The sequence below is a fragment of the Pseudomonas sp. P9_35 genome (assembly GCF_034008205.1).
Taxonomy (GTDB): Bacteria; Pseudomonadota; Gammaproteobacteria; order Pseudomonadales; family Pseudomonadaceae; genus Aquipseudomonas; species Aquipseudomonas kilonensis.
The window spans coordinates 4,117,889-4,143,857 of the sequence record NZ_CP125373.1 but is presented as its reverse complement, the minus strand read 5'-3'; the positions used below and the strand labels follow the sequence as shown (position 1 = coordinate 4,143,857).

The following is a 25,969-nucleotide window of genomic DNA, read 5'->3' as shown; positions in this document are numbered from 1 at the left end:
CCGATGCCTCACGAAAGGCGCCATCGTTCGCCTCGTCGAGCCTTCAACAACAATCCAGGACCGCACTCATGAGCTTTCTTCGACCCAAGTACATCACCTTCGACTGCTACGGCACGTTGACCAATTTCCAGATGGGCACCATGACCCGCGAGCTGTTCGCCGACCGTGTCGATGCCGGGCAGATGGACCAGTTCGTCAAGGATTTCTCCGCTTATCGCCTGGACCAGGTGATGGGGGACTGGCGGCCCTATGATGAAATCATCAAGACCTCCCTGATGCGGGTCTGCAAGCGTTGGGGCGTCGAATATCGTGGCGAAGGCCAGCTCTATTACGACGCCGTGCCAACCTGGGGCCCCCACGCCGATGTACCGGCGGGCCTGTCGAAAATCGCCGACAAGATCCCCCTGGTGATTTTTTCCAACGCGATGGACGAGCAGATCATGTCCAACGTCGACAAGCTCGGCGCACCTTTCCATAAAGTCTTCACGGCCCAGCAGGCCCAGGCCTACAAGCCGCGCCTGGCCGCCTTCGAATTCATGCTCGATAACCTTGGCTGCGGACCGGAAGACGTCCTGCATGTGTCGTCGAGCTTCCGCTACGACCTGATGTCGGCCCACGACATGAAGATCAAGCACAAAGCCTTCGTCGCCCGCGGTCATGAACACCCGGCCAACGCTGCCTTTGGCTATCACCAGATCCCGGACATCGGCGGGTTGCCCGCGCTGGTCGGGCTCTGAGTCTCGACGCACGCTTGAAGGCGAAAGGGGTTAGACATGGGCAGTGAGTCCTATTGGCTCGACACCGCACCGGCGTTCACCGGTGCTCAGCTCGGCGGATTGCCCGGGCAGGTCGATGTCGCCATCGTCGGTGGCGGCTTCACCGGTCTGGCGGCGGCGCGGGCCCTGGCCTTGAAGGGGGCCAGCGTGGCGGTGCTGGAAGCGGGCAGGGTGATTGGCGAGGCGTCAGGGCGCAACGGCGGGCATTGCAGTACCGGCGTGGCCCAGGACTACGCGGCGCTCACCGCCAGCCTCGGCGCCGACAAGGCTCGGGCGTATTACCAAGCCTATGAAAGCGCCGTGCAGAGCGTCGTGACGCTGGTGGAGCAAGAGCAGATTGCTTGCGACCTCAAGCGCAACGGCAAGCTCAAGCTGGCTGCCAAGCCGATGCACTACGAAGGGTTGGCGCGTACCTGTGAATTGATCCGCAAGGAAGTCGATGCCGAGGTCGAGCTGCTCTCGGCCCAGGAGACGCGGGAGGAAGTCAATTCGGCGCAGTTTCACGGTGGCCTGCTGCAGCGCAATGGCGTGCAGATGCATGTCGGGCGTTTCGGCGTCGGCCTGGCCGAGGCGGCCGCCCGTCACGGTGCGTTGATCTTCCAGGGCGTGGCGGTGCAAGACTGGAAGGCCAGTGCCGGCGGTTATCGAGTCAACACCAGCAAAGGGGCGTTGCAAGCCTCGCAGATCCTGCTGGCGACCGGTACCTGTCAGCAGGGTGGCCTGGGCTGGTATCGGCGGCGGATCGTGCCGGTGGGCAGTTTCGTGATCGCCACCGAGGTCCTGCCCCAGGCGCTGATCGACAGCTTGCTGCCGGCCCGGCGCTCCTATGTCACCAGCCGCATGATCGGTAACTACTTTCGCCTGACCCCGGACAACCGCCTGCTGTTTGGCGGCCGTGCGCGGTTCGCCATGTCCGACAGCGTGTCCGACGCCAAGAGCGGCAAGGTGCTGCAAGCGGCGATGGTGCAGATGTTCCCGCAATTGGCGAACACTCGGATCGACTATTGCTGGGGCGGCCTGGTGGACATGACCTCCGATCGCCTGCCCCGGGCCGGCCAGCATGGCGGGGTTTATCACTCCATGGGCTACAGCGGCCACGGCGTGCAGATGTCGGTGCACATGGGGCAGGTGATGGCCGAGGTCATGGCCGGCAAGGTCGAGGCCAACCCTTGGCGCGAACTGGACTGGCCGGCCATTCCCGGGCACTTCGGCAAGCCTTGGTTTTTGCCGCTGGTCGGCGCGTATTACCGCTTGCAGGACTACCTGCACTGAGTTTCACCGCGTTGTTTGGCGTTTCAACCACGTTGCGTTAACGCACGTAATCGAGCCCTATCATTTTCCGAAAGGTAGAACTGACATGAGTGACACTAAAAACGGCATCAAAGACCAGTTGATCACCGGTACAGAAAGTCTGCGTGTTTTCGAAGGGCTCAACCGCGGCATGTCGCGCCGCCATGCATTGCAGATGCTCGGGCTGGCCGGGGTGGCCGCGGCGGGTGCCGGCAGCCTGTTCGGCGCCGCCGGCAAGCTGCTTGCCGATGAGTCGGCAACCCCCGGCAAAGGCAAGCCCGGCGGGCGTATCCGGGTCGCCGGTATCTCCAGTTCCACTGCCGATACCCTGGACCCGGCCAAAGGCTCATCGTCCACGGACTACGTGCGTCACTACATGTTCTACAACGGCCTGACGCGTTTCGACAGCCACATGGTGCCGCAACTGGAACTGGCCGAACGCATGGACACCACCGACGCCACGCTCTGGGTGATTACCCTGCGCAAGGAAGTGACCTTCCACAACGGCAAGGGCCTCACCGCCGCCGACGTGGTGTTTTCCCTGATGCGTCACAAAGACCCGATCACCGGTTCCAAGGTCTTGCCGCTGGCCGAGCAGTTTGCCGAGGTCAAGGCCACCGGCACCCATGAAGTGCAGATCCGCCTGAGCGGCCCGAATGCCGAGCTGCCGTCGATCCTTGCCGTGTCCCACCTGTTGATCGTCCCCGAGGGCACCAGCGACTTCAACCAGGGCATCGGCACCGGTCCGTTCAAGGTCAAGGAATTCAAGCCTGGGGTGCGTTCCATCGGTGCGCGCAATACCAACTACTGGAAGCCTGGCCTGCCGTACCTGGACGAAATCGAATTCATCGGCATCGGTGACGAGCCATCACGGGTCAACGCGTTGCTGTCGGGCGACGTGCAGATCATCAACGAGGTCAACCCGCGCTCGACCACGCGCATCAAGGACAGCACCACCCATCGCGTGGTGGACTCGCCGTCGGGCAACTACACCGACCTGATCATTCGCCAGGACCAGATGCCCGGCCAGAGCCCGGAGTTCACCGAGGCGATGAAACTGCTGCTGGACCGCGAACAGGTCAAGTCGGCGATCTTCCGTGGGTTTGCCAGGGTCGGTAACGACCACCCGATTGCACCCGGCTCCCGTTTCTACAACGCCGACCTGCCGCAACGGACCTACGATCCGGAGAAGGCCCGTTTCCTGCTGAAGAAGGCCGGCATGGAAAGCATCAGCATGCCGGTGATGTGCTCGCCAGCCGCCACCGGTTCGGTCGACGTTGCCGTGCTGCTGCAGCAATCGGCCAAGGAGGCCGGGCTCAAGCTCAACGTCAATCGGCTGCCGAGCGACGGCTACTGGTCCAACCACTGGGCCAAGCACCCGCTGAGCTTCGGCAACATCAACCCGCGGCCTAACGCCGACATGTTGTTCTCGCAGTTCTTCCAGTCCACGGCACCGTGGAACGAATCCGGCTGGAAAAACCCGCAGTTCGACCAGTTGCTGATCCAGGCTCGCGGTGAAACCGATGAGGCCAAGCGCGGGCAGATGTATGCCGACATGCAGACCCTGGTGCATGACCACAGCGGCATCGGCATCCCGGTGTTCATCAGCAACATCGATGGCGTCGACCAACGCGTCAAAGGTTATGGCACCAACCCGCTGGGCGGTTTCATGGGCTATATGTTCGCTGAGCAAATCTGGCTTGAGGCTTGATGCGTGTTGTCTGGCGGCGTGACATGGCACAAGGGGTAGGGCGATGAATAGCAACACACTTTGGTTGATCGGCCGGCGCCTGGGCGCTGCGGTCGTGACCCTGTTGATCGTATCGATGGTGGTGTTCGCCATTACGGCGGTGTTGCCGGGAGACGCGGCGCAACAGTCCCTTGGACAGTTCGCCACGCCTGAGCAAGTGGCGGCGCTGCGGGTGAAGATGGGCCTGGACCAACCGGGTGTGTTGCGCTACCTGCACTGGTTGATGAGCCTGCTCAGCGGTGACATGGGCGTGTCGATCTCCAACGCCACGCCGGTCAGCGAGTTGATGGCTGGCCGGGTCCCCAACACCCTGATGCTGGCGGCGGCCACGGCGCTGGTGTCGGTGCCGGTGGCGTTGATCCTGGGCATCGGCTCGGCGATGGGGCGAGGGGGGCGCATCGACGGCTTCCTGAGCTTCTTCACCCTGACGATGGTGGCGGTGCCGGAGTTCCTGGTCGCCACCCTTGCCGTGCTGATTTTCGCGGTGAACCTGGGCTGGCTTTCGGCGCTGTCCTATTCCAGCGAGATCACTTCGCCGCTGCAATTCATGCGCACCTATGCCTTGCCGGTGATGACCCTGTGCTGCGTCATCGTTGCGCAGATGGCGCGCATGACCCGGGCGGCGGTGATCGATCAACTCGACAGCCCCTACGTGGAAATGGCCCGTCTCAAGGGCGTGAGCCCGGTGCGGGTGGTTCTGCGCCATGCCTTGCCCAATGCCATCGGGCCGATTGCCAATGCCATCGCCCTGAGCCTGTCCTACCTGTTGGGTGGGGTGGTGATCGTCGAGACGATCTTCAACTATCCCGGCATCGCCAGCCTGATGGTCGATGCCGTGACCAACCGCGACATGGCGTTGGTCCAGGCCTGCACCATGCTGTTTTGTACGGCGTACCTGGTGTTGGTGCTGGTGGCTGACCTGTGCGCGATCCTGTCCAATCCGAGGCTGAGAAACCAATGAACAATCTCATTGTGAAATCCCCGCCTGCGGCGCCCGAACTGGCCTTGGGCAAGGTGTCGCGCAAAACCCCCTGGCTCGGCCTGATCGGCGCCGCGATGTGCGTGATCTGGTTGCTGGTGGCGATCTTCGGGCCATGGCTGGCGCCCCACCCGGTGGGGGAAGTGGTCTCCGACAACGTCTTCGACAACCTCAGCGCCACGTATCCGTTGGGCACCGATTACTTGGGTCGCGACATGCTCAGCCGCATTCTCGTGGGCGCGCGCTTCACGGTGGGCCTGGCGTTGGTGGCGGCAGTACTGGCCAGTGGGCTGGGCACCGGTTGCGCGCTGCTGTCGGTGGTTTCGCCGAAGTGGCTGGACGAGCTGATCAGCCGCCTGATGGACGCCTTCATTTCAATCCCGAGCAAGATGCTCGCGCTGATCATGGTCTCGGCGTTCGGCTCGTCGGTGACCTTGCTGATCTGTACGGCGGTGCTCAGCTTCACCCCGGGGGCGTTTCGTATCGCCCGCAGCATGGCGGTGAACATCGAGGCCCTGGAATACGTGCAAGTGGCCCGCACCCGTGGCGAACGCCGGCTGTACATCGCCTGTGTGGAAATCCTGCCGAACATGCTCAACCCGGTGCTGACCGACCTGGGCTTGCGTTTCGGTTTCATCGTCCTGCTGCTCAGCGGCATGAGCTTCCTCGGCCTGGGTGTGCAGCCGCCGGATGCCGACCTGGGCTCGCTGGTGCGGGAAAACATTGGCGGCCTCAACCAGGGCGCGCCGGCCATCGTGATTCCAGCCCTGGCCATCGGCACCCTGACCATTGGCGTCAATCTGTTTATCGACCGCTTGTCTTCGCGGCGCAACCGACGTACGGGAGGCCATTGATATGAGCCAATTGATCCGAGTCGAGAACCTGCGCGTGGTCGCCTGTGGCGAGCGCAGCGAGGTGGAGATCGTCAAGGGTGTGAGTTTCTCCCTGGAGAAAGGTGAAGTGCTGGCGCTGATCGGCGAGTCCGGTTCGGGCAAGACCACCATCGCCCTGGCACTGCTCGGTTATGCCCGACGCGGTTGTCGCCTGGCTGGCGGCGTGGTGCAGATTGGCGAGCACGACATGCTCGCCTTGAGTGAGCGCGAGCTGCAAGGCCTGCGCGGCAATCGGGTGTCGTACATTGCCCAAAGCGCCGCGGCGGCGTTCAACCCGGCCAAGAAACTCATCGACCAAGTGGTGGAAGGGGCGTTGATCCATGGCCTGGGCAGCCGGGCCGTGCTCGAAGCCAAGGCCATCGAACTGTTCCGCGACCTGGCGCTGCCCAACCCCGAAGGCATCGGTCAACGCTATCCCCATCAAGTGTCTGGCGGGCAATTGCAGCGGGTGATGGCGGCCATGGCGCTGATCAGCGATCCGCTGCTGGTGGTGCTCGATGAGCCGACCACGGCCCTCGATGTGACGACCCAGATCGACGTGCTGCGCGCCTTCAAGCGGGTGGTGCGTGAACGTGGCGCGACGGCGGTCTACGTCTCCCACGACCTGGCTGTCGTGGCGCAGATGGCCGACCAGATCGTGGTGCTCAACGGCGGGCAGATCTTCGAACAGAGCGCCACCGCGCCGCTGCTCAAGGGCCCGGCTCACGCCTACACCCGCAGCCTGCTGGCGGCGGCACGGCCAGACACGACGATTCGCCCGCCGTGCGGCGTAGCCGAAGACACGCCGCTGTTGACCATCAAGGGCCTGACCGCCGGCTACGGCAACAAGAACCAGCACGGCATGCCGGCGATCCGGGTGCTCGAAGACATCGACCTGACCGTGCGCAGGGGCCAGGCCATCGGGGTGATCGGTGAGTCAGGCTCGGGCAAATCGACCTTGGCGCGGGTGGTGGCCGGGCTGTTGACCCCGGCCCTGGGCGGGCTGACATTTGACGGCCAGCCACTGGGTGGCAGCCTGTCCGAACGCACGGACGAACAGTTCCGACGCATCCAGATGGTGTTCCAGAATGCCGACACCGCGCTCAACCCGATGCACAGCATCAGCACCATCCTGAGCCGGCCGTTGAAGATGTATTTCGGCCTCAAGGGCGCGGCGCTGCGTGAGCGTATCGGCGAATTGCTCGACCTGGTGCGTCTGCCACGGGACATGGCCGAGCGCCGCCCGAGCGAACTCTCCGGCGGACAGAAACAGCGGGTCAACCTGGCCCGGGCACTGGCGGCCAAGCCGGACCTGATCCTGTGCGATGAAGTGACCTCGGCGCTGGACACGGTGGTCGGCGCGGCGATCCTTGAACTGCTGCGCGACCTGCGCCAGCAACTGGGGGTGTCCTACCTGTTCATCAGCCACGACATCTCCACGGTGCGGGCGCTGTGCGACGATATCGTGGTGATGTACAGCGGCCACAAGGTTCAAGAGGGCAGCCGGCAATCGTTCGCCCAGGCGCCGTTCCATCCCTACACCGACCTGTTGATCCACTCGGTGCCGGAGTTGCGCCAGGGCTGGCTGGAAAGTTGTGGCACCACGACGTGCGGCACGCTGCCGGCGTTGGGCGCGCGCGCCGAGGTGCCGGAGCTGTGCACCTTCCTCAATCGCTGCCCGGTGCGGGTCGACGGCCTGTGCAACCACACCGCGCCGCCCCGGCGGATCATCGACGGCGGCAGCGAGGTGCTCTGTCATCACGACAGTGCCGAGCTGCTCAAGCGCCAACAGGATTCAAACAGCATGATCGTGGGAGCTTACGCATGAACGCGCGTTTCGTGAGGTTGGCCGAACAGGGCCGACTCGTCGTCAAATTGAAAGTGGATGGCGTCCCGGTCGAGGCGTTGCAGGGCGACACGTTGATGGTCGCATTGCTGACCCACGGCCCGGCGTTGCGCCAGTCGGAATTCGATCCGGGCAGCCGGGCCGGTTTCTGCCTGATGGGCGCCTGCCAGGATTGCTGGGTCTGGACCCGCAGCGGCGAACGCCTGCGAGCCTGCTCCAATGAAGTACGCGAAGGGCTGGACATCATTACTCAACAACCGGAGGCGATATGGCCGCTGCGCGGATAGTCATTGTAGGCGCTGGACCGGCGGGTATCCGTTGCGCGCAGGCCCTGGTCGCAGCGGGCTTCAAGCCGACCCTGATCGACGAAAACCGTCGCGATGGCGGGCAGATCTACCGGCGTCAGCCCGAAGGGTTCACCCGCACCTACGCCACGCTGTACGGCACCGAAGCGGACAAGGCCCGTGACCTGCACGAAAGCTTCGACCGCTTGCGCCCGCAGATCGACTACCGCCCCGATACCCTGGTGTGGAACCTGACACCCGGGCAGTTGTGCTGCGTCAGCCAGGGCCAGCACACGACGGTGGATTACGACGCGCTGATCCTCTGCACCGGCGCCACCGACCGCCTGATGCCCATCGAGGGCTGGCAGTTGGGCGGTACCTACAGCCTCGGCGGCGCGCAGATCGCCTTGAAGGCCCAGGCGGTTTCCATCGGCCACCGCGTGGTGTTCATGGGCAGCGGACCGTTGCTGTATCTGGTCGCCAGCCAATACCTCAAGGCCGGCGCCAATGTCGCAGCGGTGCTGGATACATCGCCGCTGGGCCAGCGCATCAAAGCCTTGCCCAAGCTCCTGGCGCGCCCGGGCTTGCTGTTCACCGGCATGAAACTGTTGGCGCAGCTGTATCGGGCGAAGATTGCCGTGCACCTGGGTATTTCGCCGCTGCAGATTCTGGGAGAAGCGAGCACCGGTGTCAGTGGCGTGCGGGTCCGTACCGCGAGGGGGGAAACCTTGACGGTGGCGTGCGATGCGGTGGCGCTGGGTTATCACTTGCGCCCGGAAACCCAACTGGCCGACCTGGCGGGCTGCCGCCTGCGCTTTGACGAGGCCTCCAGCCAATGGCTGCTGGACACGGACGAAGAGGGGCGGACCTCGGTCAGCGGTGTCTACGCCGCTGGTGATGGTTCGAAGATCCGTGGCGCCGATGCCGCCGAGCATGCCGGGCGCCTGGTCGCCTTGGCGTTGTTGAGCGATCTGCAGCAGCCGGTAGACGCCGCGCTCGTCGCCGAACAGCGCCAGGCGCTCAAGGTGATGGACGCGTTTCGCCTCGGCCTGGCCCAGGCGTTTCCCTGGCCGGCAGCACAAGCCAAGACCTTGCCGGACGAGGCCATCGTCTGCCGCTGCGAGATGATCAGCGCCGGCGAACTGCGCCGCACGGTCAGCGAAAAGGGTGCTTGTGAAGTCAACCGGGCCAAGGCGTTCAGCCGGGTTGGCATGGGCCGCTGCCAGGGGCGCTATTGCTCCCAGGCCGGGGCCGAAGTGATTGCTGCAGCGGCGGGTGTCCAGGTGCAGGAGGTGGGCCGCCAGCGTGGTCAGGCGCCGGTCAAACCACTGTCGATGCTCACTCGGGAGGTGATGCCATGACGGAAAATAAAGCCGATGTGGTGATTGTCGGCGGCGGCCTGATGGGCTCGGCGGCAGCGTTTTTCCTGCGCCAGCGGGGGCAGTCGGTGATCTTGCTGGAGCGTGACCAGATCGGCCAGTACGCCAGCGGCGTCAACTTCGGCAACGTGCGGCGCCAAGGGCGTTTTCTCGGGCAACTGGAACTGGCCAACCGCTCGTGGGCGCTATGGAAGCGTCTGCCGGAGCTGATCGACGACGACCTGGAGTTCATCGCCAGCGGGCACATGCGCGTGTGTTATCGCGAGGATGAAATTCCCGAACTCGAGGCTTATGCGGCCGCCCCCGAAGCGGCGCAACTGGACTTGCAGATCTATCGCGGCAGCGAGCTGCACGCGCGTTTTCCGTTTCTGGGCAAGGACGTCAAGGGCGGCTCCTATGCGCCTCACGACGGTCACGCCAACCCGCGTCTGGCAGCCCCGGCATTTGCTCGGGCGGCGCGGCGGCTCGGGGCACGCATCGAGGAACGCACCGAGGTGGCTGAGGTGCAGAAGGTCGGTGACGGGTTCAGCATCAGCACCACCGATGGCCGCCAGTTCAGTGCCGCGCAACTGTTGATTACCGCAGGCGCTTGGGGCCAGAAGCTCTCGGCGCAGTTCGGCGAGCCGGTGCCGCTGGAGACCAATGGCCCGCAGATGGCCGTCACCGAACCGGTGCCGTACGCCTTGCCGACGGTGATCGGCGTGTACACCAAGATTCCTGAAGAAGTGATCTATTTCCGCCAGATTCCCCGGGGCAATATCATCATCGGCGGCGGCTATCGCAGCAAGCCGGACATGCTCAACCGCCGGGCCTATGTCGAGCCGCGCAGCATCCTCAACCAACTGGACCAGATGCGTCGGCTGCTGCCGGGCGTCGGCAATCTCAACATCATCCGCGTGTGGAGCGGCATCGAAGGCTACCTGCCCGATTCCCTGCCGGTGATGGGGCCCAGTGGCAACGTCGATGGCTTGTACTATGCGTTCGGCTTCAGCGGCCATGGCTTCCAGCTCGGTCCGGGCGTTGGCGATGTCATGGCTGAACTGATCAGCACCGGCAGCACTCGAACCTTCATCGAGCCGTTTTCCATCCGCCGGTTCGCCCTTTGTGCCGAACAACGGAGCAAGGCCTCATGAAACCCCGCGTGCTAGCCATTTTCGAACGCCTGCTGGCGTTTGAAACGGTCTCTTCAGAATCGAACCTGGCCCTGATCGAGTACGTGCGCGAGCTGTTGCTGAGCAAGGGCATCGAGTCGCTGATCGTCAAGGATGAGAGCGGCAAGAAGGCCAACCTGTTCGCCAGCACCGGCCCGCGTGAGTTGCCCGGGGTCCTGCTATCCGGCCACACCGACGTAGTGCCGGCGGCGGGGCAGGCCTGGACCGTTCCGGCGTTCCAGGCGACTGTGCGCGATGGACGGGTCTACGGGCGCGGCAGTTGTGACATGAAAGGTTTCATTGCGCTGGCCATCGACGCCATGCTCGATGCCGCCGACCATTCGTTGAACCGGCCATTGCAACTGGCGCTTTCCCACGACGAAGAGATCGGTTGCGTGGGGGTGCGGCGCTTGCTCGACGTGCTGCACCTGGCGCCGGTGCGGCCATTTTTGTGCGTGATCGGCGAGCCGACCAACATGCAGTTCGTGCTCGGCCACAAGGGCAAGGGTTCCTATCGCACCTACTGTCGCGGCCTGGAAGCGCACTCATCGCTGGCGCCGCGCTCGGTCAATGCGATTCACGTCGCCTGCGATTTCATCGCGGCGTTGCGCCTGAGCCAGCAGCAATTGCAGGAGCAAGGTGCCCAGGATGCGGATTACGACGTGCCCTACAGCACCGTGCATGTCGGGCAGATTGTCGGCGGCAAGGCACTGAACATCGTGCCGAACCTGTGCACCCTGGATTTCGAAGTGCGCAACTTGCCGGACGACGATCTGGACCTGTTCCTGGAGCAACTGCGCGAGCGCGCCGAGGTGATCGTGCGCGAGGCGAAAAAACTCTCCAGCATCGCGGACATCGAGATCGAAACCCTCAACGTCTATCCGGGCCTCGACACCCATCCGAGCGTCGAAGCCGTGCGCTTCCTGAAAAACTTTGCCACCCCGGACACCGGCACCACCAAGGTCTCCTTTGGCACCGAGGGCGGCCTGTTCAAGCAGCGCCTGGATGTACCCGTGGTGGTCTGCGGCCCAGGCTCGATCGAACAGGCGCACAAGCCTGACGAGTTCATCGAAGTCAGCCAGATGGACGCGGGGGAGCGGTTTCTGGAAGGGTTGCTCGGCTCCCTGAAAATCTAAGCCCTGCACAAAACAAAAGGTGGGAACACACCTGTGGGAACACATCTATGGGAACACACCTGTGGGAGCAAAGCTTGCTCGCGATGAACGATGACACGGTCTTGATCGATGTCGCCTGATCCACCGCCATCGCGAGCAAGCTTTGCTCCCACAGTGTTCAATGTTCAGTGTTCAGTGTTCGGTGTTTAGCCTGGGGCCTCGGTAGAGCCTGCCGTCCCACCTCGAAACTTCAGCATCCAACACTGCCCAAACCCCGCTTTCAGCATCCTGCCCCGTGGCATCTCCTTAGACTGGAATCACCTCGGAACAGGACGCGACCATGCTCAAGAATCGATTGAAAGACCCCAGCCTGTTGGCAGAACTCGCTTACGTCGACGGTCAGTGGATCGGCGCCGACAACGCCGCCACCCTTGACGTCATCGACCCGGCCACCGGCCAGGTGCTCGCCCGGGTACCGGCTATGCAAGGCGTGGAAACCCGGCGTGCCATCGAGGCCGCCGAGCGCGCCTGGCCAGCGTGGCGCGCGCGTCCGGCGGCCGAAAGGGCAGCGCTGTTGGAGCGCTGGTATCAAGCCATGATGGACAACCTCGACGACCTCGCGCTGATCATGACCTGTGAACAGGGCAAACCGTTGAACGAAGCCAAAGGCGAAATCCGCTACGGGGCCGGTTTCGCCAAATGGTTTGCCGAAGAGGCCCGGCGGGTCTATGGCGAGACCATTCCGGCGCCCAGCGGCGACCGACGCCTGCTCACGCTCAAGCAGCCGGTGGGTGTCTGTGCCGCGATCACCCCGTGGAATTTCCCCAATGCGATGATCACCCGCAAGTGCGCACCGGCCCTGGCGGCGGGCTGCCCGGTCATTGTCAAACCCTCGGACCTGACCCCCTTGTCGGCCTTGGCCCTGGCGGTGTTGGCCGAGCGGGTCGGGATTCCGGCCGGGGTGTTCAATGTCGTGACGGGTATGCCTGCCGGTATCGGCGAAGAACTGACCGGCAACCCGACGGTGCGCAAGATTTCCTTTACCGGTTCGACGGCGGTCGGGCGCCTGTTGATGCGCCAGAGCGCCGAGCACATCAAGCGCTTGAGCCTGGAGCTGGGCGGCAACGCGCCGTTCATCGTGTTTGACGATGCGGACCTGGAGCAAGCCGTCGCCGGCATCATGCTCAGCAAGTTTCGCAACGCCGGCCAGACCTGCGTCTGCGCCAACCGCATCCTGGTGCAGGACGGTATCTACGAACGCTTCGCCGCACGGCTGGTGGAAGAGGTGGGCAAGCTCAAGGTCGGCAATGGGCTGGAGGCTGACGTGATGATCGGCCCGCTGATCAACCTCGCGGCGGTGAACAAAGTCGCCCGGCACATCGACGATGCGTTGAGCCAGGGCGCGCGCCTGCTCTGTGGCGGTGTTCCCGAGGGCGACAGTCAGTTTGTCCAGCCAACGGTATTGGGCGAGGCCCATGCCGGGATGTTGCTTGCCAACGAGGAAACCTTCGGCCCGGTGGCTCCGCTGATGCGCTTTACTACTGAAGAGCAGGCCCTGGCCCTGGCCAATGCCACGCCGTATGGCCTGGGGGCTTATTACTTCACCCAGGACCTGCGCCGCTCATGGCGTTTCGGCGAGGCGCTGGAGTTCGGCATGGTCGGGCTCAATACCGGGCTTATCTCCATGGAAGTCGCGCCCTTCGGCGGCATCAAGCAGTCGGGCCTGGGGCGCGAAGGCAGCAAGTACGGCCTGGACGAATACCTTGAAGTCAAAGCCTTCCACATCGGTGGGCTGTGATGCGACCGTCATTTGAACAGACACCCGGGAGCCACGATTGATGAGCAAACCATTTCGAATCGCTGCCATTGCCGGCGATGGCATCGGCAAGGAAGTCTTGCCTGAAGGGCTGCGAGTACTGGAGCAAGCCGCGAAAAAGTGGCAGTTGTCGCTGGACATCGAAGTGCTCGATTGGGCCCATTGCGATTACTACCTGGAGCACGGGCAGATGATGCCCGCCGACTGGTTCGAACAACTCAAGGGCTTCGACGCGATCTACTTCGGCGCCGTGGGTTGGCCGGACAAGGTGCCGGATCATGTTTCCCTGTGGGGCTCGTTGCTCAAGTTCCGCCGCGACTTCGACCAGTACGTGAACATCCGCCCGGTGCGGCTGTTTCCGGGGGTGCCGTGTCCGTTGGCCGGGCGCAAGGCGGGGGACATCGACTTCGTGGTGATCCGCGAGAACACCGAGGGGGAATACTCTTCCATCGGCGGCAAGATGTTCGAAGGCACCGAGCATGAGTTCGTGCTGCAGGAGTCGGTGTTCACCCGGCGCGGGGTCGACCGGATCCTGAAGTTCGCTTTCGACCTGGCCCAGACCCGACCGCGCAAACGCTTGACCGCGGCCACCAAGTCCAACGGCATTTCCATCAGCATGCCGTATTGGGACGAGCGCACGGCATTGATGGCCGAGCGGTACCCGGATGTGAAGTGGGACAAGCAACACATCGACATCCTGTGCGCTCGCTTCGTTTTGCAGCCCGACCGGTTTGATGTGGTGGTGGCGTCGAACCTGTTCGGCGACATCCTCTCCGACCTTGGCCCGGCCTGCGCCGGTACCATCGGCATCGCACCGTCGGCCAACCTGGATCCGGAGCGCCGCTACCCGTCGCTGTTCGAACCGGTGCATGGCTCGGCCCCCGATATCTATGGGCAGAACATCGCCAACCCGATCGCGATGATCTGGTCCGGCGCCTTGATGCTCGATTTCCTGGGGAACGGCGATGAGCGCTACCGCGCGGCCCACGATGGGATTCTCAAGGCCATCGAACAAGTCATCGCCGAAGGCCCCATCACCCCCGACCTGGGTGGGCAAGGCTCGACCCAGGATGTTGGCCAGGCCATCGCCGCCGCGCTCTGAGGCTTGATCCAACCTGCGACACCTTTTGCCCGCTCACACTGCGGGCTTTTTTTGGCTGATCTGCCACCCCCCCCCACCACAACCCCTTGTGGGAGCGAGCTTGCTCTGATAGCGGTGGATCAGCTTGCGATGATGTTGGCTGTGCCGCCGCCATCGCGAGCAAGCTCGCTCCCACATTGGGTTCTCGGTTGGCCGCAGACTTCACATCCACCACCAATCCCCTGTGGGAGCGAGCTTGCTCGCGATAGCGGTGGAGCTGCCGTACACCGGATTACTTGACGACGTACACCTTGCGCACATAAACGCTGCTTTTCCAGGCACACGGTGCATTCAGCGGGACGAATACGGTATCGCCGGTGTTGACCGTCAAGTCGCTGCCATCGGCTGCCTGCAAGGTGACGCTGCCTTCGAGCAGGTGCATCAGCTCATGCAGTTTGTGCGGTCGTGACTTGCGAGTGTAGGGCGTCGAGTCCCAGATACCGATGCGCAGGTTGCTCGCTTGCTCGACAAACAAATTGTGCGAGCTACATTGCGGCGGCGGGCTGAGCAGGATCTCGTCATCCGGGGCTGCGGAAGGCGAGAGCAGGGTGTGGGCGGGGAGTGCCGTCAGCCCGGGAAGGTGCGCTTCGATACGCTGGGTATCGGCACAGAAGGCCCAGAGCGAGCCAGATTGCGCCTCGACCTCAAGCGCCGTCCCCCGCCCGATCACCGCGCTTTCACCTGGCTTGAGCTGCAGCGTCTGTCCCTGGCTGCGCAGCGTCACTGCGCCGGCATGCACCACAAGCGTCTCACTGAAGGGGTATGCATCGACGCTGAACAGCCCGCTCGCCCGGACCACGCCGGCAGCCATGCCATCCGCCCCGTCATAGGCGATGAGGCGGTCGAACGGATCCTTGGCGCCCAGCGAACCCGGGGTGAACGGGGTTGAGGCAAGGCGGCCATCGGCGTGTGCCAACAGCACTGCAGTGGGTTCGAGCATGAAGATGATTCTCCAGGGAAGCGTTGAGGGGAGTGCGGGGTTTTCAGCCAATGGCCTGGGTCACCGGCGCAAATTGCCGAACTGCGCCGGTCGCTTGCGGAGGCGTGCCCCGTGCCATTTGGGCGACGGTGTCGACCTGCTTGAGCCCGGCCTTTTCCAGCCAAGGGGCCAGGCCGCTGTTTGAAGGGATGTCGATGCGAACGAATGCGTCCGGCACTTGAGCCAGCAGCACGGCGATCAAGTGCTGGGCCTGTTCCAGGCTCTGGGCGATGAGCGGGCCAATGCAGCGCCCACGGCCGAAGGGGCGCAGCAGGGCGAAGGCGCACAAGTGACCGTCGCGCTCGATACCCACTGAATGTTCAACGACCTCGAACAGATCATTGAGCACAGCGCTCCGCTCCAGCCCGCTCCCGGCATTGGCCAGTTTGATCAGCTCGGCATGATCGGCTTCGCCCAGCTCGCGGCAGTGCTCGCCGGCGGCCAGTGCTTGCAGGGCCGGCACCAGCGCTTGCCCTTGATGCTGCTGGATATGCCCAAAATCAACGAAGCCCTGGCTGGCATACAGCGGGGCACCGGCCAGCGTCGCATTGAGCACGGCGGTCCGCGAGCCGCAAGCCTCGATCGCCAGTTCCATCAGTTTGCGACCGATCCCCTGGCCCTGATACTCATCGTCGACAATCACCAGGCCGATGGTGGCGTAGTCCCCCTGGGCGCAGGTGAACGCCGTTCCAATCAAACGACCCTGGTCTTCCACGACAAACCCTTGGGCGACGCGTTGCAACATCGCCCAGTCTTCCAGGCGATGGGGCCATTTCAACTGCACGGACAAGGCATGGGCCGCAGGCACGTCGGTGGCGGTCATGGCGCGATAGAAGTAAGTAGGGCGTTGCGAAATGGACATGGCAGATCACCATTGAAAGAGGCGCTTGATCGGACGGTTTTATCCGCTGAAAGCGTGTGTATCTCACCTGCAACGAGGCCTGGCAAGGGCCGCCAATTGATTCGGTATGTTCCGTCAGCAACGGCTTTGCCGACCACATTTCTTGCTCAAATCAGCTGCTCGGCCAGCAGTAAATACCGGGCCGGATTTCAGGCTTGGGCCGACGCGAAAGCGCGATAGATAAGTATGCAGGTGCTGCGCGAATAACCTTTCAGTGGCTGTCAGCCTTTTTTGAAAGCAGACAGCAGGTCCGTCAGTCCGGGCATGGTTGGTCCGGATTCATTAGAGATAAGTCCTGTCTCCGAGCGGCTGAACAGCGACTGGAGGATTATTTTTCTCGATTCCTCGTCTACTTGGGTGTCTTTGCTCAATGTCAGATACAAGTGGGTAAGCTGCTCTCGTTCTTCTGCATCGCGTTGAAGGTGGAATGCGCTGAAAACCAGCTTTGAGAGTGTTTTGACGGTAAAGGCCAACGTTGAGATAAGGGTTACGAAAATGAGCGCACCCTCGATCTGATTGAGGGCAATCGGTGTGCGGTCACCACTCAGCCATAGATTGAAGGATGTCCATAGGCCGATGACGGAGAAAAACAAGGTGACGCTGAGTACGCCTGTCCAGATATAACCACGTGTCTGGTGTTCACTGGCTTTTTTTGCCCAATAGGTCGCGGGGCCTTCCAGCCGAAGCTTCTCTTTATATGTTGACTCTAGCGTCTCAAGGCGCGTTGCCCAGGCCTCCTCTTCCTGCTTTTGCCATTGGGCAAACAGGTTCATTTCTTTTCTTGCTTTTTTTACGAGCCTGTATTTGATCTTGAAGAAGTTTGAGTGAATTCCACGTATCACCGCCGCTTCTGAAGTGGAACGCTGTGCGAAAGAGTTTTGCAGGGGAAGTTTGAATTCATACGCGGCCAGGTATCCGCTGAAGTCGTTAAATGAGCCTGGGTTATCACTTTTGCCTAGAAAAATTGCATCGTAGAAACCTCCGGCAATAGCGGGTTCATTCGAATAAATCTCCAGCCATTTGATCGTGGCGGGTGAGTTGCTATAGATCCAGACGTCCGAAAGCTCCTCTTCTGGCGCTTCTTCGTCGAGAAAATATTGCTCTTCCATGGCGATGTGATATTCAAAAATCTCCACGCAGGCCGCTATATTCGTCAGGGCCTGGTGAACATTCGATGTGTCGTGTTTTTTGAGACTTTTGAGTTTTGGCTTCCAAAAGCTCACTTCATTCTGCATGAAGTCATTTCTGTCGGTGAGATTTTCAAAGTCGAAAATCTCACCGCTTAATGCCTTGAATTCGGGTTTAGTCATTTTTTATCTAATAAGGAGGCGTTGAGTGAATGAATATGCAGGTCATCGGGTTCAATAGAACCTAAGCACAGGAGAATCAATGAAAGGTAGAAATAGCCAAACAAAAAAATCCAAGTAGCGGCAACGATGCTTTGACTGTCTGAAAATATACTGCCGACCCTGGATGCTACATTTCCGTGCGCGTTATTGTTTCTGGTGGCGTAGAGAAGGCAAAACACGAGAAATTCTAGTCTCTGGGTGTCTGAATAGAGGGCCGGGGTTTTTACGGTGGGCTTGCCGAGGTCATCGAATTGGTCGATGGCAGGTATCTTGATGAGTATTGTTTTTATCTCTTTTCCAAGCGCATGGGTGATTTTTCGAGATTTTTCGTTTTCGACTATTCCGAAGCTTACATCCGTTTTGTCCGGATTCTCGGTAATCGTACATAGGGCGGAATAGGCCTCACCGTAGGTCCAGTAGAAATGATTGAACATTGCCTTGAACTTGGTTTTAAACGATTTGTATGATGATGAAATATGAATTTTTCTGATGGTGTCTGCTTTTTTTCCGGTTTTGTTTGCTTTTTTTATGACGAACTCATTGTGTTTTTCGATAGCCATACCCTTGAGGATGTAAGACGCGACGAAATGCAGTGTCTTGTCAGGTAGGCGGTGGGCGAAATCCAAAATTATTTCTTGAGGGGTGCTGAAATCGGGACCCTGCGAGGAGGCGGTCGGCAAGGCGATTTGGGACTGCATGATCTTGTTGATTTCAATCAGGGATTTTTCAATGGCTTTCGAGTCCCCCAAGCTTTCCGCATGGGCAGATGACTTCATATAGAGATCGTTGTAGCAACTGTTGGTAGCCGTCCACAGATAGGTAAACGCCATGTCTGGTCTTCGCGGCAGGCAGGAATAACTGTCAACCAACGCAGTGGCCGCTACGTAGGGGATTTTATTTGGGGCAAGTGCCCAGCTAACTGGATTCAGGTATTTGAATGGGGTGAACCAGGCGAGTGCAGGGTGATCGGCAGGTAGCAGTTTTTCCTCATGAGCTTCGGCGGTGTAGGCAGTCACAAGCTTATGAAGCTTATCCAGTCGTTGTGTCCTTACGTTCTGCTTCATGCATGCTGATCCTTCAGATAGTTGAAGGCCAAATGCTATCACCTGGTAAGCGTCATAGCTGCTGTTTTATAAAAAGACAGCAGCACGACACCGCATGATGAGGTGTGACGGGGAGCATGCTATTCGAGCGCTCAATAGCTGCGCTCACGATCAACCAGGCCCAGCATCGATTCGCCCCGTTGATGCCGGCGGATGTTCTCCAGCAACACGCCAAAGGCACTTTCAGGCTGAGTCATCGCCGCGATGTGCGGCGTCAACAGTATCTGTGGATGGTGCCAGAAGGGATGATCCATCGGTGCCGGTTCCTGCTCCAGCACGTCCAGCACCGCGGCGCTGAGCTGGCCGTCGGCAAGGGCTTCAAGCAGGTCCGCTTCCATCAGGTGTCCACCCCGGCCCATGTTGACCAACGCTGCGCCCTTGGGCAGGTGTTGGAACAGCTGGCGGTTGAGGATCCCTCGGGTCTGCTCGGTCAACGGCAGGACGCACAGCACTATGTCGCATTGACCGAGAAACGCCGGCAGTTGCTCGTCGCCAGCAAAGCACGCGACCCCATCAATGTCATGTTCGCTGCGGGCCCAGCCCGACAAGGCAAAACCAAAGGTCTTCAAGCTGGCGAGTATCTGCCGTGCCTGCAAACCCAGGCCCATGACGCCCACCCGGCGTTGCCCGGCGGGCATCAGCCGGTGCGCTTGCCAGCAGCGTTCGGCCTGTTGCTGGCGATAGCGCAACATGTCCCGGTGCAGGCTGAGCACGGCGAAACTGGCGTACTCGCACATGCCCTGGCTGATGCCGGGGTCGAGCAAGCGCACCACTGGCAGCGTCGTTGGCAAGCGGCCAAGGTCGAGTTGATCCACGCCGGCCGACAAGGCGAACAGCACCTGCAGATTCGGCAACAGCGTTTCGACGTCGTCCGGCGCTTGCCAGGCCGCCAGGTACTGGATATCCCGCGGGTCGCCGATGTCTGGCCAGGCACGCCATTCAATGTCCGGCGCGTGTTCGGCGAACAGGCGCCGCCAGTGTTCGCCGCGTACCGGGTCAGCTTTATAGAGCAGGGCCATGGGTCACTTCTCGCCTGAAATCAAGGAGCCCCTAGCATGCCTCAACGCCAGAGCAGGATCTGTCGAAAGGGCCGGCGTAGCAGCATCGCACTGCGTTGCAAGGTGCCTCTTGCGGCAGATTCCATGGGGCTGGAATGCCTCTGGAGGATTCTGCTGTTTGCCGGGGTGTAAACAGTCGATCCGAATTTCTCAACGACCAAGTTCGGCTTAGACAATCGCGTCGAACGCTTAACCTGTGAACACACCGCAGCCGCTTCCTGGGTGCGAGGCTCACGATGGGAAATGCCAATGAACAGTAAAGTCGAAGAAACCCCAAGTTTGCTCCGTCAGCGTGATCAATTCGTGCCACGTGGTTTGGTCACCGCGCACCCGTTGGTGATCGATCGGGCCCAGGGCTCGGAATTATGGGACGTGGACGGCAAGCGTTACCTGGACTTCGTCGGCGGCATCGGTGTGTTGAACATCGGCCACAATCACCCCAAGGTCATCGCGGCCGTGCAGGCCCAGTTGCAGAAGATCTCCCATGCCTGTTTCCAGGTCGTGGCCTACAAGCCCTACCTGGACCTGGCCCAGCGCCTGTGCGAAATGATCGGCGGCCAGCACGCCTATAAAGCGGCATTTTTCACCTCGGGTGCCGAAGCGGTGGAAAACGCCGTGAAGATCGCCCGGGCCCACACCAACCGCTCGGCCGTGATTGCCTTTCGCGGCGGGTTCCATGGCCGGACCTTGCTCGGCACCACGCTGACCGGCATGAGCCAGCCGTACAAACAGAACTTCGGCCCGTTCGCCCCGGAGGTCTTCCACACGCCGTATCCGAATGCCTATCGCGGCGTCACCAGCGCGATGGCGCTCCAGGCGCTGGACGAGCTGTTGGCCACCCAAGTGGCACCTGAGCGGGTCGCGGCCATCATCATCGAGCCGGTGCAGGGCGATGGCGGTTTCCTGTCGGCCCCCGCCGAGTTTTTGCGGGGCCTGCGCGCATTGACGCAAAAGCATGGCATTGTGTTGATTCTCGATGAAATCCAGACCGGTTTCGGTCGCACCGGTAAATGGTTCGGTTTCCAGCACGCCGGCATCCAGCCGGACCTGGTCACGGTCGCCAAGAGCCTCGCCGGTGGCTTGCCGTTGTCGGGTGTGGTCGGCAAGGCCGAGATCATGGACGCTCCACTGCCGGGTGGCCTGGGCGGTACGTACGGCGGTAATGCGCTGTCGTGCGCGGCGGCGCTGGCGGTGATCGAGGCGTACGAGCAAGAACAGCTGCTGGCCCGTGGTGAAGTCCTGGGTAAGCGCTTGCGCCAGGGCCTGCTGCACCTGCAAACCCGTTACCCGCAGATCGGCGATGTGCGCGGCAGCGGCTTCATGCTGGCGATCGAACTGATCAAGCATGATGACGCGCGCACCCCGGACGCCGACCTGAACCAACGCCTGATCGACGAAGCCCGGGCCGGCGGTTTGCTGGTGATCAAGTGCGGGGTGTACCGCAACGTCTTGCGCTTCCTGGCGCCGCTGGTGACCAGCGAAGCGCAGATCGACGAAGCGTTGCAGATTCTCGACGGCGCCTTGGCACGCGTCCTCGGCTGATGCCTGCGTTCATGACGTTTGCCCGGGCAAGCGTCAGTGGCGATTAATGGAGCGTTGATCGATGGGACATCATCGGAGGCTTTACAGATGAGGCTGACTGAATATCGGGCGTTGTTGATCGACTGCGATGAGGTCTTGGTGGATCGGGACTCCGGCGTCTGGACGGCGTTGCAGCCGTTGCTGGAAAACCATGGCGAGCCGTTGGACAAAGCACAGGTGCTCGCCGATTTTGACGAGGTGCTGCAAGCCTTGTACCCGCGTTTCGGCGAATTGGGCTTCAGCGGCTTGCTGTGTTTCGCCCACCGTCAATTGGCCGAGCGCTGGAAGCTCAAGGTCAGTTGGGAGGAGGGCATGAGCTTCGCCCGCTCGGCTGCCGGTTGGACGCTGTTCGAGGATGCGCCGGGTGCGATGCTCTACCTGCGCAAGTTCTATCGGTTGTTGGTGCAAGGGGATCGCGATGCCGAGGACCGGGGCGTGTTGTGCGAGCGCCTGGGCATCGAGCCTGATGATTTTATTTCGCTGGCGAGCGACCCGTTGCAGGATCACGATTGGTTGGCGGCCAATGGCCTGAGCGCCGAGTCTATTCTCCAGGTGACCCGTCCCGGCGCCCGCCCACGGTCGGTTGGGGCTGTCTGCCTGATCTGTCGCAACGCCGATATGTCTCCCGCGCCCTGTGCGGCGGACTACTGCATCAACAGCATGGCTGATCTGGTCGCTCAGCATCAGCTGTCCTTACGACGCTGATTTTGTTAGAAGATTGTCTTACAAACGGCAGGCAAGAGGTATGCGATGGAAGGTTTAGCGAAACTGGACCGGATCGACATCAGCATTTTGGTAGAGCTTCAAAAAGATGGCCGCATGACCAACGTCAGCCTGGCCGATGCCGTGGGCTTGTCCGCCAGCCCGTGCCTTCAGCGGGTCAAACGACTGGAGTCGTTGGGCTACATTTCCAGCTACAAGGCCCATCTGAACCTGGCCAAGATTACCGATTCGGTGACGGTCTTCACCGAAGTCACCCTCAGCGACCACAAGCGTGAGGACTTCGCCAAGTTCGAATCCAACATCCGGCTGGTGGATGAAGTACTCGAATGCCACCTCATCAGCGGCGGCTACGACTACCTGGTGCGCTTCATGACCCGCAGCATCCAGGACTATCAGGACGTGATGGAAAGCCTGCTGGACAAGAACATCGGCATTTCCAAGTACTTCAGCTACATCGTCATCAAGTCACCGGTGCGCAAGGATGAGATTCCATTGCGTAAGTTGTTGCGGCATTGAATTCGTGATCCATCCTGAAACAACTGTGGGAGCGAGCTTGCTCGCGATGGCGTCGGTAGATTCAGCATTGAGGCAAGCTGACCCACCGCCATCGCGAGCAAGCTCGCTCCCACAATTGATCTTGAGTGCACACAAGCGCCGAATCCACCCCAAACCCCCAGTGGGAGCGAGCTTGCTCGCGATGGCGTCGGCAGATTCAGCATTGAGGCAAGCTGATCCACCGCCATCGCGAGCAAGCTCGCTCCCACAAGAGATCTGGGCTTTTATTCCTTGAGGAAGGTCAGCAGATCCTGATTGAGGCGATCCTTGTGCGTCTCGGTCAAGCCGTGCGGTGCACCAGGGTAGACGATCAGTCGAGCGCCCTTGATCAGCGCCGCCGAGGCCCGGCCTGAAGCGTCGATAGGCACGATCTGGTCGTCATCGCCGTGGATCACCAGCGTCGGCACATCGAACTTCTTCAAATCGCCGCGGAAGTCGGTCGCCGAGAATGCCGCGATCGAGTCATAGGTATTCTTGCTGCCACCCTGCATGCCCTGCACCCAGAACGACTGGATCAGCCCTTGGGATGGCTTGGCGCCCTTGCGGTTGTAGCCGTAGAACGGGCCGGAGGCAATGTCCAGGTACAGCTGCGAGCGGTTCTCCAGGGACGCCTTGCGCAGGCCATCGAACACCTCGATAGGCAAGCCACCGGGGTTGGTGTCGGTCTTGAGCATCAACGGCGGGACAGAGGACACCAGCACGGCTTTCTTCACTCGAGCGGTGCCGTGACGGCCGATGTAGCGAGCCACTTCACCGCCCCCCGTCGAGAAGCCCACCAGCGTGACATCCTTCAGGTCCAGCGCTTCAATCACTGCCGCCAGGTCATCGGCGTAGTGATCCATGTCGTTGCCTTCCCAAGGCTGGCTGGAGCGACCGTGGCCGCGACGATCGTGAGCCACCACGCGATAACCCTTCGAGGCGAGGAACATCATCTGGCCTTCCCAGCTGTCGGAGTCCAGTGGCCAGCCGTGGCTGAAGGTCACGACCTGACCATCGCGCGGGCCCCAGTCCTTGTAATACAGCTGCACGCCATCCTTGGTGGTGATGTAGCTGGCGGACTGGACCACGATGCCGACAGCAGACGCGCTGGCAGCGGCCTGGACAGGCGACGCGGCTTCGGCGCTGAGGGTGGCCAATGCCAGGGTGGTGACAGCGAGGGTGCGGTTGAAGGTGTTCATCGTTTCTCTCTCCATAAGGTCGGTTTGATCTGCGGCGATCGTCGTCGATCGCGTTGGTGGGCAGATTAGAGAGAGAGGCCGAGGACGAGAACGGCGCTGGTATCGATAGCAACTATGGGGAAATCGGATAGCTGCGTTTCGCTTCGGTTACGAAGTGAATATGCGTGGCGAGGGAGCTTGCTCCCGCTGGGTGGCGAAGCCGCCCCAAACGGTCACACGTGTAAAAGCGGCAGTGTCTTCAACCCATTTGGCGTTTGAATATGCGCAAGCAGATAGGGAGCCGAAGGCGCTTGCAGTGCGTGAAGATGAATCGGGCCAGAAAAATTCATGGCCGTCAGGATCGCTTTGATCTTTTCCGGATCCGTATGAAAGACATCCAGTGCCAATAGCGCACAACCCTTGTCCTGGAGCGTGTCCGCCGGATGAAGCCCAGGCGCCCATTGAATGAGGGTGGGGACTGATCCATCCATGGGAAGGCTTCCATCAGCCGGTATGGTTATTTGCCAATTCAATGTTCCTCTCGTCATGGGTTCGACATCCCCGACAAGGCCAGGGCAGGCATCACGAGCGGTATGGATATCATCAGTGCGTGTCACCCAGGTCGCCAGGCGTGCCGGCGAATGGGGGGCCAATTGATCAAGGCCGAACCAGCGTGCCCGGTCCGGACGTATGGCGGACGGGTCCACGGCAATCACTTCGAGGTAGAGCCCGGGGCCAAGGTGCAGCAGCCTGTTATGGGTGCCCATGCGTGAATGGGCGCCACCCGGCTGAAGGTCGACGCCCAGCGCGTCAGTCACGAACGCGCAGCCGGTATCGAGGTCCGTTGCCACGATGACGAGGTGATCAAGGGTGGTTTTCATGTGTTCATCCATCCGTGGATTGGGAAGTATCTGTAGCCATCAACCAAAAGAAGGCATCGGCCCCAGCGAGTGCAAGATCCACATGACCGCCGCCACTGCTGCCAGCACCGCGACCACAATGCCGATCAGCACCCATTTCAGGATTTTCTGCCCTTTCGACGGCAGGGACCTTGGCGCGTTCGCCTCTACCATGTGCCGAATTTCCCCGGCGCATCGCGGGCAAGCAGCGGTGTCGTAAGGGAGGACGGATCCGCATTGATCACAGTTTGTCATGTCGTCACTTCGAGGCTCAAAGGAGGGGCAGCCCTTTATGGGCTGGTAAAAGCGGACCGAAAGCGCGTGGCGTCAGTCGCTTAATATTTGTAGACGATGCCCAGCCTTCCCATGATCTCCAAGGCATTGATCAGGCCCAGGCCGTTCATGGGCAGGCAGGCGAAGGCCTGGTATTCATCGAAGTGCGTGCCGATGGCCAACAGCTTCAAGTCATGAGCCTCCAGCTGTGCGTTGAAATACTGCAGGAGCGCACGCTCCCAATTGTTGGCGCGGTTGATGGCATCGATGGCTTTACGCTCCGGCGCAGGGATTTCAATGCCCAACTGTCGCAGCGGGGCGAGGGCATTGACGGCATCGATCCCGTAGGACGACCACTCCTTCCATTCGAACCCCGCCAACTGATTGGCCTCGGTGAGCGCTGACTCGACCTGCGTCCAAGCCCAATCCCATTGCCCGGTAGGCGCCGGCATGTTTTGAATGAGCGCCTGCGCGCGCGCCTCGTCGAACAAACAATCAAACAGATCGGCCAGGGTATCGGCCAAATCGGGCTGCGGCCCTTGCCCCTGGGTGTCCAGGTCGTGGCTCAAGCGCTGCCACAGACTGCCCAGCTCGGCCCAGTCCTCGTCATCCATGTCGTCATCGATCACCTGTGCCTTATGGCCGCGCGAGTAGTTATCCAGCCGCGTCTTGCGCACGCGTACGCGGCCCTCGGCGAGATCGACCTCATAGCTGCGGTAATCCAGGTAGTTGGTCTGGAAAACGATGCGGTCAGCAAACACCTCATGGGCGAGGCTTTCCTCAGCATCGAAATACGCCGCGCCTTCGACGTGGCCATGGGCGGTGATGATGCGTTGAAACGACAGTGGGTCGATCGGATTCATGTGGGCGGGTCACAGGGAGAAGGGCGAAAGGGAAGCGCCGTGTACGTTGGCCGATATCCGGTTCGCGCTGATCGTACACCAAGGCCTGGGGGTTGCTAAGGGGCGGAATGTGGACTGCTTCAACTGTCG

General features: G+C 61.3%; 24 protein-coding genes. 15 read left to right on the top strand and 9 right to left on the bottom strand.

The window, feature by feature from the left end; genetic code table 11:
* The first annotated feature begins 68 nt into the window (after nt 1–68).
* The 12 genes from QMK47_RS18060 (at nt 69) to QMK47_RS18005 (ending at nt 14,360) form a co-directional block, all read left to right on the top strand.
* Nucleotides 69–737 (top strand): haloacid dehalogenase type II, encoded by a 669-nt coding sequence (locus QMK47_RS18060; RefSeq protein WP_003203206.1) that lies wholly within the window; start codon nt 69–71, stop codon nt 735–737.
* A 36-nt stretch (nt 738–773) separates the two neighbouring features.
* Nucleotides 774–2,048, top strand: coding sequence for an NAD(P)/FAD-dependent oxidoreductase (locus QMK47_RS18055; RefSeq protein ID WP_095963297.1), 1,275 nt, complete (start codon nt 774–776; stop codon nt 2,046–2,048).
* Nucleotides 2,049–2,133: 85 nt separating this feature from the next.
* A complete protein-coding gene (locus QMK47_RS18050) occupies nt 2,134–3,777 on the top strand; it encodes an ABC transporter substrate-binding protein (RefSeq protein ID WP_258688713.1) in 1,644 nt (547 codons plus the stop codon).
* Nucleotides 3,778–3,820: 43 nt separating this feature from the next.
* Nucleotides 3,821–4,777, top strand: coding sequence for an ABC transporter permease (locus QMK47_RS18045; protein WP_003203201.1), 957 nt, complete (start codon nt 3,821–3,823; stop codon nt 4,775–4,777).
* The gene (locus QMK47_RS18040; RefSeq protein WP_014337748.1) at nt 4,774–5,649 is read left to right on the top strand and encodes an ABC transporter permease; all 876 of its coding nucleotides are present in this window, start codon (nt 4,774–4,776) and stop codon (nt 5,647–5,649) included. The genes QMK47_RS18045 and QMK47_RS18040 overlap by 4 nt, the downstream gene beginning before the upstream one ends.
* Nucleotide 5,650: 1 nt before the next feature.
* Nucleotides 5,651–7,495, top strand: a complete 1,845-nt coding sequence (locus QMK47_RS18035) for an ABC transporter ATP-binding protein (RefSeq protein WP_214511900.1) — start codon at nt 5,651–5,653, stop codon at nt 7,493–7,495.
* Nucleotides 7,492–7,800: a (2Fe-2S)-binding protein gene (locus QMK47_RS18030; protein ID WP_258688710.1), complete on the top strand. Its 309-nt coding sequence runs from the start codon at nt 7,492–7,494 to the stop codon at nt 7,798–7,800. The genes QMK47_RS18035 and QMK47_RS18030 overlap by 4 nt, the downstream gene beginning before the upstream one ends.
* Nucleotides 7,782–9,158 (top strand): NAD(P)/FAD-dependent oxidoreductase, encoded by a 1,377-nt coding sequence (locus tag QMK47_RS18025; RefSeq protein WP_320388950.1) that lies wholly within the window; start codon nt 7,782–7,784, stop codon nt 9,156–9,158. The genes QMK47_RS18030 and QMK47_RS18025 overlap by 19 nt, the downstream gene beginning before the upstream one ends.
* The gene (locus tag QMK47_RS18020; protein ID WP_253476105.1) at nt 9,155–10,309 is read left to right on the top strand and encodes an NAD(P)/FAD-dependent oxidoreductase; all 1,155 of its coding nucleotides are present in this window, start codon (nt 9,155–9,157) and stop codon (nt 10,307–10,309) included. The genes QMK47_RS18025 and QMK47_RS18020 overlap by 4 nt, the downstream gene beginning before the upstream one ends.
* Nucleotides 10,306–11,463 (top strand): acetylornithine deacetylase, encoded by a 1,158-nt coding sequence (argE, locus tag QMK47_RS18015; RefSeq protein WP_320388948.1) that lies wholly within the window; start codon nt 10,306–10,308, stop codon nt 11,461–11,463. The genes QMK47_RS18020 and argE overlap by 4 nt, the downstream gene beginning before the upstream one ends.
* A gap of 319 nt (nt 11,464–11,782) precedes the next feature.
* On the top strand, nt 11,783–13,240 hold the full coding sequence (locus tag QMK47_RS18010; RefSeq protein WP_053177699.1) for an NAD-dependent succinate-semialdehyde dehydrogenase: 1,458 nt from the start codon (nt 11,783–11,785) through the stop codon (nt 13,238–13,240).
* Nucleotides 13,241–13,280: 40 nt separating this feature from the next.
* On the top strand, nt 13,281–14,360 hold the full coding sequence (locus tag QMK47_RS18005; protein WP_214511905.1) for a tartrate dehydrogenase: 1,080 nt from the start codon (nt 13,281–13,283) through the stop codon (nt 14,358–14,360).
* Nucleotides 14,361–14,631: 271 nt separating this feature from the next.
* Here QMK47_RS18005 and QMK47_RS18000 read toward each other — a convergent pair whose 3' ends face one another.
* The 5 genes from QMK47_RS18000 to QMK47_RS17980 form a co-directional block, all read right to left on the bottom strand.
* Nucleotides 14,632–15,339: a cupin domain-containing protein gene (locus QMK47_RS18000; RefSeq protein ID WP_258688704.1), complete on the bottom strand. Its 708-nt coding sequence runs from the start codon at nt 15,337–15,339 to the stop codon at nt 14,632–14,634.
* A gap of 43 nt (nt 15,340–15,382) precedes the next feature.
* Nucleotides 15,383–16,240 carry a GNAT family N-acetyltransferase gene (locus QMK47_RS17995; protein ID WP_258688701.1) on the bottom strand — a complete coding sequence of 286 codons (858 nt, stop codon included), beginning with the start codon at nt 16,238–16,240 and terminating at the stop codon, nt 15,383–15,385.
* Nucleotides 16,241–16,500: 260 nt separating this feature from the next.
* Nucleotides 16,501–17,589 carry a DUF6161 domain-containing protein gene (locus QMK47_RS17990; RefSeq protein WP_053177693.1) on the bottom strand — a complete coding sequence of 363 codons (1,089 nt, stop codon included), beginning with the start codon at nt 17,587–17,589 and terminating at the stop codon, nt 16,501–16,503.
* Nucleotides 17,586–18,692, bottom strand: coding sequence for a hypothetical protein (locus tag QMK47_RS17985; RefSeq protein ID WP_320388946.1), 1,107 nt, complete (start codon nt 18,690–18,692; stop codon nt 17,586–17,588). The genes QMK47_RS17990 and QMK47_RS17985 overlap by 4 nt, the downstream gene beginning before the upstream one ends.
* Before the next feature lie 131 nt (nt 18,693–18,823).
* Nucleotides 18,824–19,750: a glyoxylate/hydroxypyruvate reductase A gene (locus QMK47_RS17980; protein WP_320388945.1), complete on the bottom strand. Its 927-nt coding sequence runs from the start codon at nt 19,748–19,750 to the stop codon at nt 18,824–18,826.
* 288 nt (nt 19,751–20,038) lie between these two features.
* Here QMK47_RS17980 and gabT point away from each other — a divergent pair, with 288 nt between their 5' ends.
* From gabT to QMK47_RS17965, 3 genes are all read left to right on the top strand, one after another.
* Nucleotides 20,039–21,331: a 4-aminobutyrate--2-oxoglutarate transaminase gene (gabT, locus tag QMK47_RS17975; RefSeq protein ID WP_320388944.1), complete on the top strand. Its 1,293-nt coding sequence runs from the start codon at nt 20,039–20,041 to the stop codon at nt 21,329–21,331.
* Between the two features lie 87 nt (nt 21,332–21,418).
* On the top strand, nt 21,419–22,075 hold the full coding sequence (locus QMK47_RS17970) for a hypothetical protein (RefSeq protein WP_018601222.1): 657 nt from the start codon (nt 21,419–21,421) through the stop codon (nt 22,073–22,075).
* A gap of 45 nt (nt 22,076–22,120) precedes the next feature.
* Nucleotides 22,121–22,609 (top strand): Lrp/AsnC family transcriptional regulator, encoded by a 489-nt coding sequence (locus QMK47_RS17965; RefSeq protein WP_003203167.1) that lies wholly within the window; start codon nt 22,121–22,123, stop codon nt 22,607–22,609.
* 263 nt (nt 22,610–22,872) lie between these two features.
* Here the strand turns inward: QMK47_RS17965 and QMK47_RS17960 are convergent, their stop codons facing one another.
* From QMK47_RS17960 to QMK47_RS17945, 4 genes are all read right to left on the bottom strand, one after another.
* Nucleotides 22,873–23,826: an alpha/beta hydrolase gene (locus QMK47_RS17960; RefSeq protein ID WP_320388942.1), complete on the bottom strand. Its 954-nt coding sequence runs from the start codon at nt 23,824–23,826 to the stop codon at nt 22,873–22,875.
* A 212-nt stretch (nt 23,827–24,038) separates the two neighbouring features.
* Nucleotides 24,039–24,686, bottom strand: coding sequence for a VOC family protein (locus QMK47_RS17955; protein WP_320388940.1), 648 nt, complete (start codon nt 24,684–24,686; stop codon nt 24,039–24,041).
* A 39-nt stretch (nt 24,687–24,725) separates the two neighbouring features.
* Complete coding sequence (locus QMK47_RS17950) at nt 24,726–24,878, bottom strand: hypothetical protein (protein WP_320388939.1); 153 nt, start codon at nt 24,876–24,878, stop codon at nt 24,726–24,728.
* Nucleotides 24,879–25,039: 161 nt separating this feature from the next.
* Entirely contained in the window at nt 25,040–25,840 is an 801-nt protein-coding gene (locus QMK47_RS17945; RefSeq protein ID WP_253476067.1) for a hypothetical protein, read from the bottom strand.
* Nucleotides 25,841–25,969: the final 129 nt, after the last annotated feature.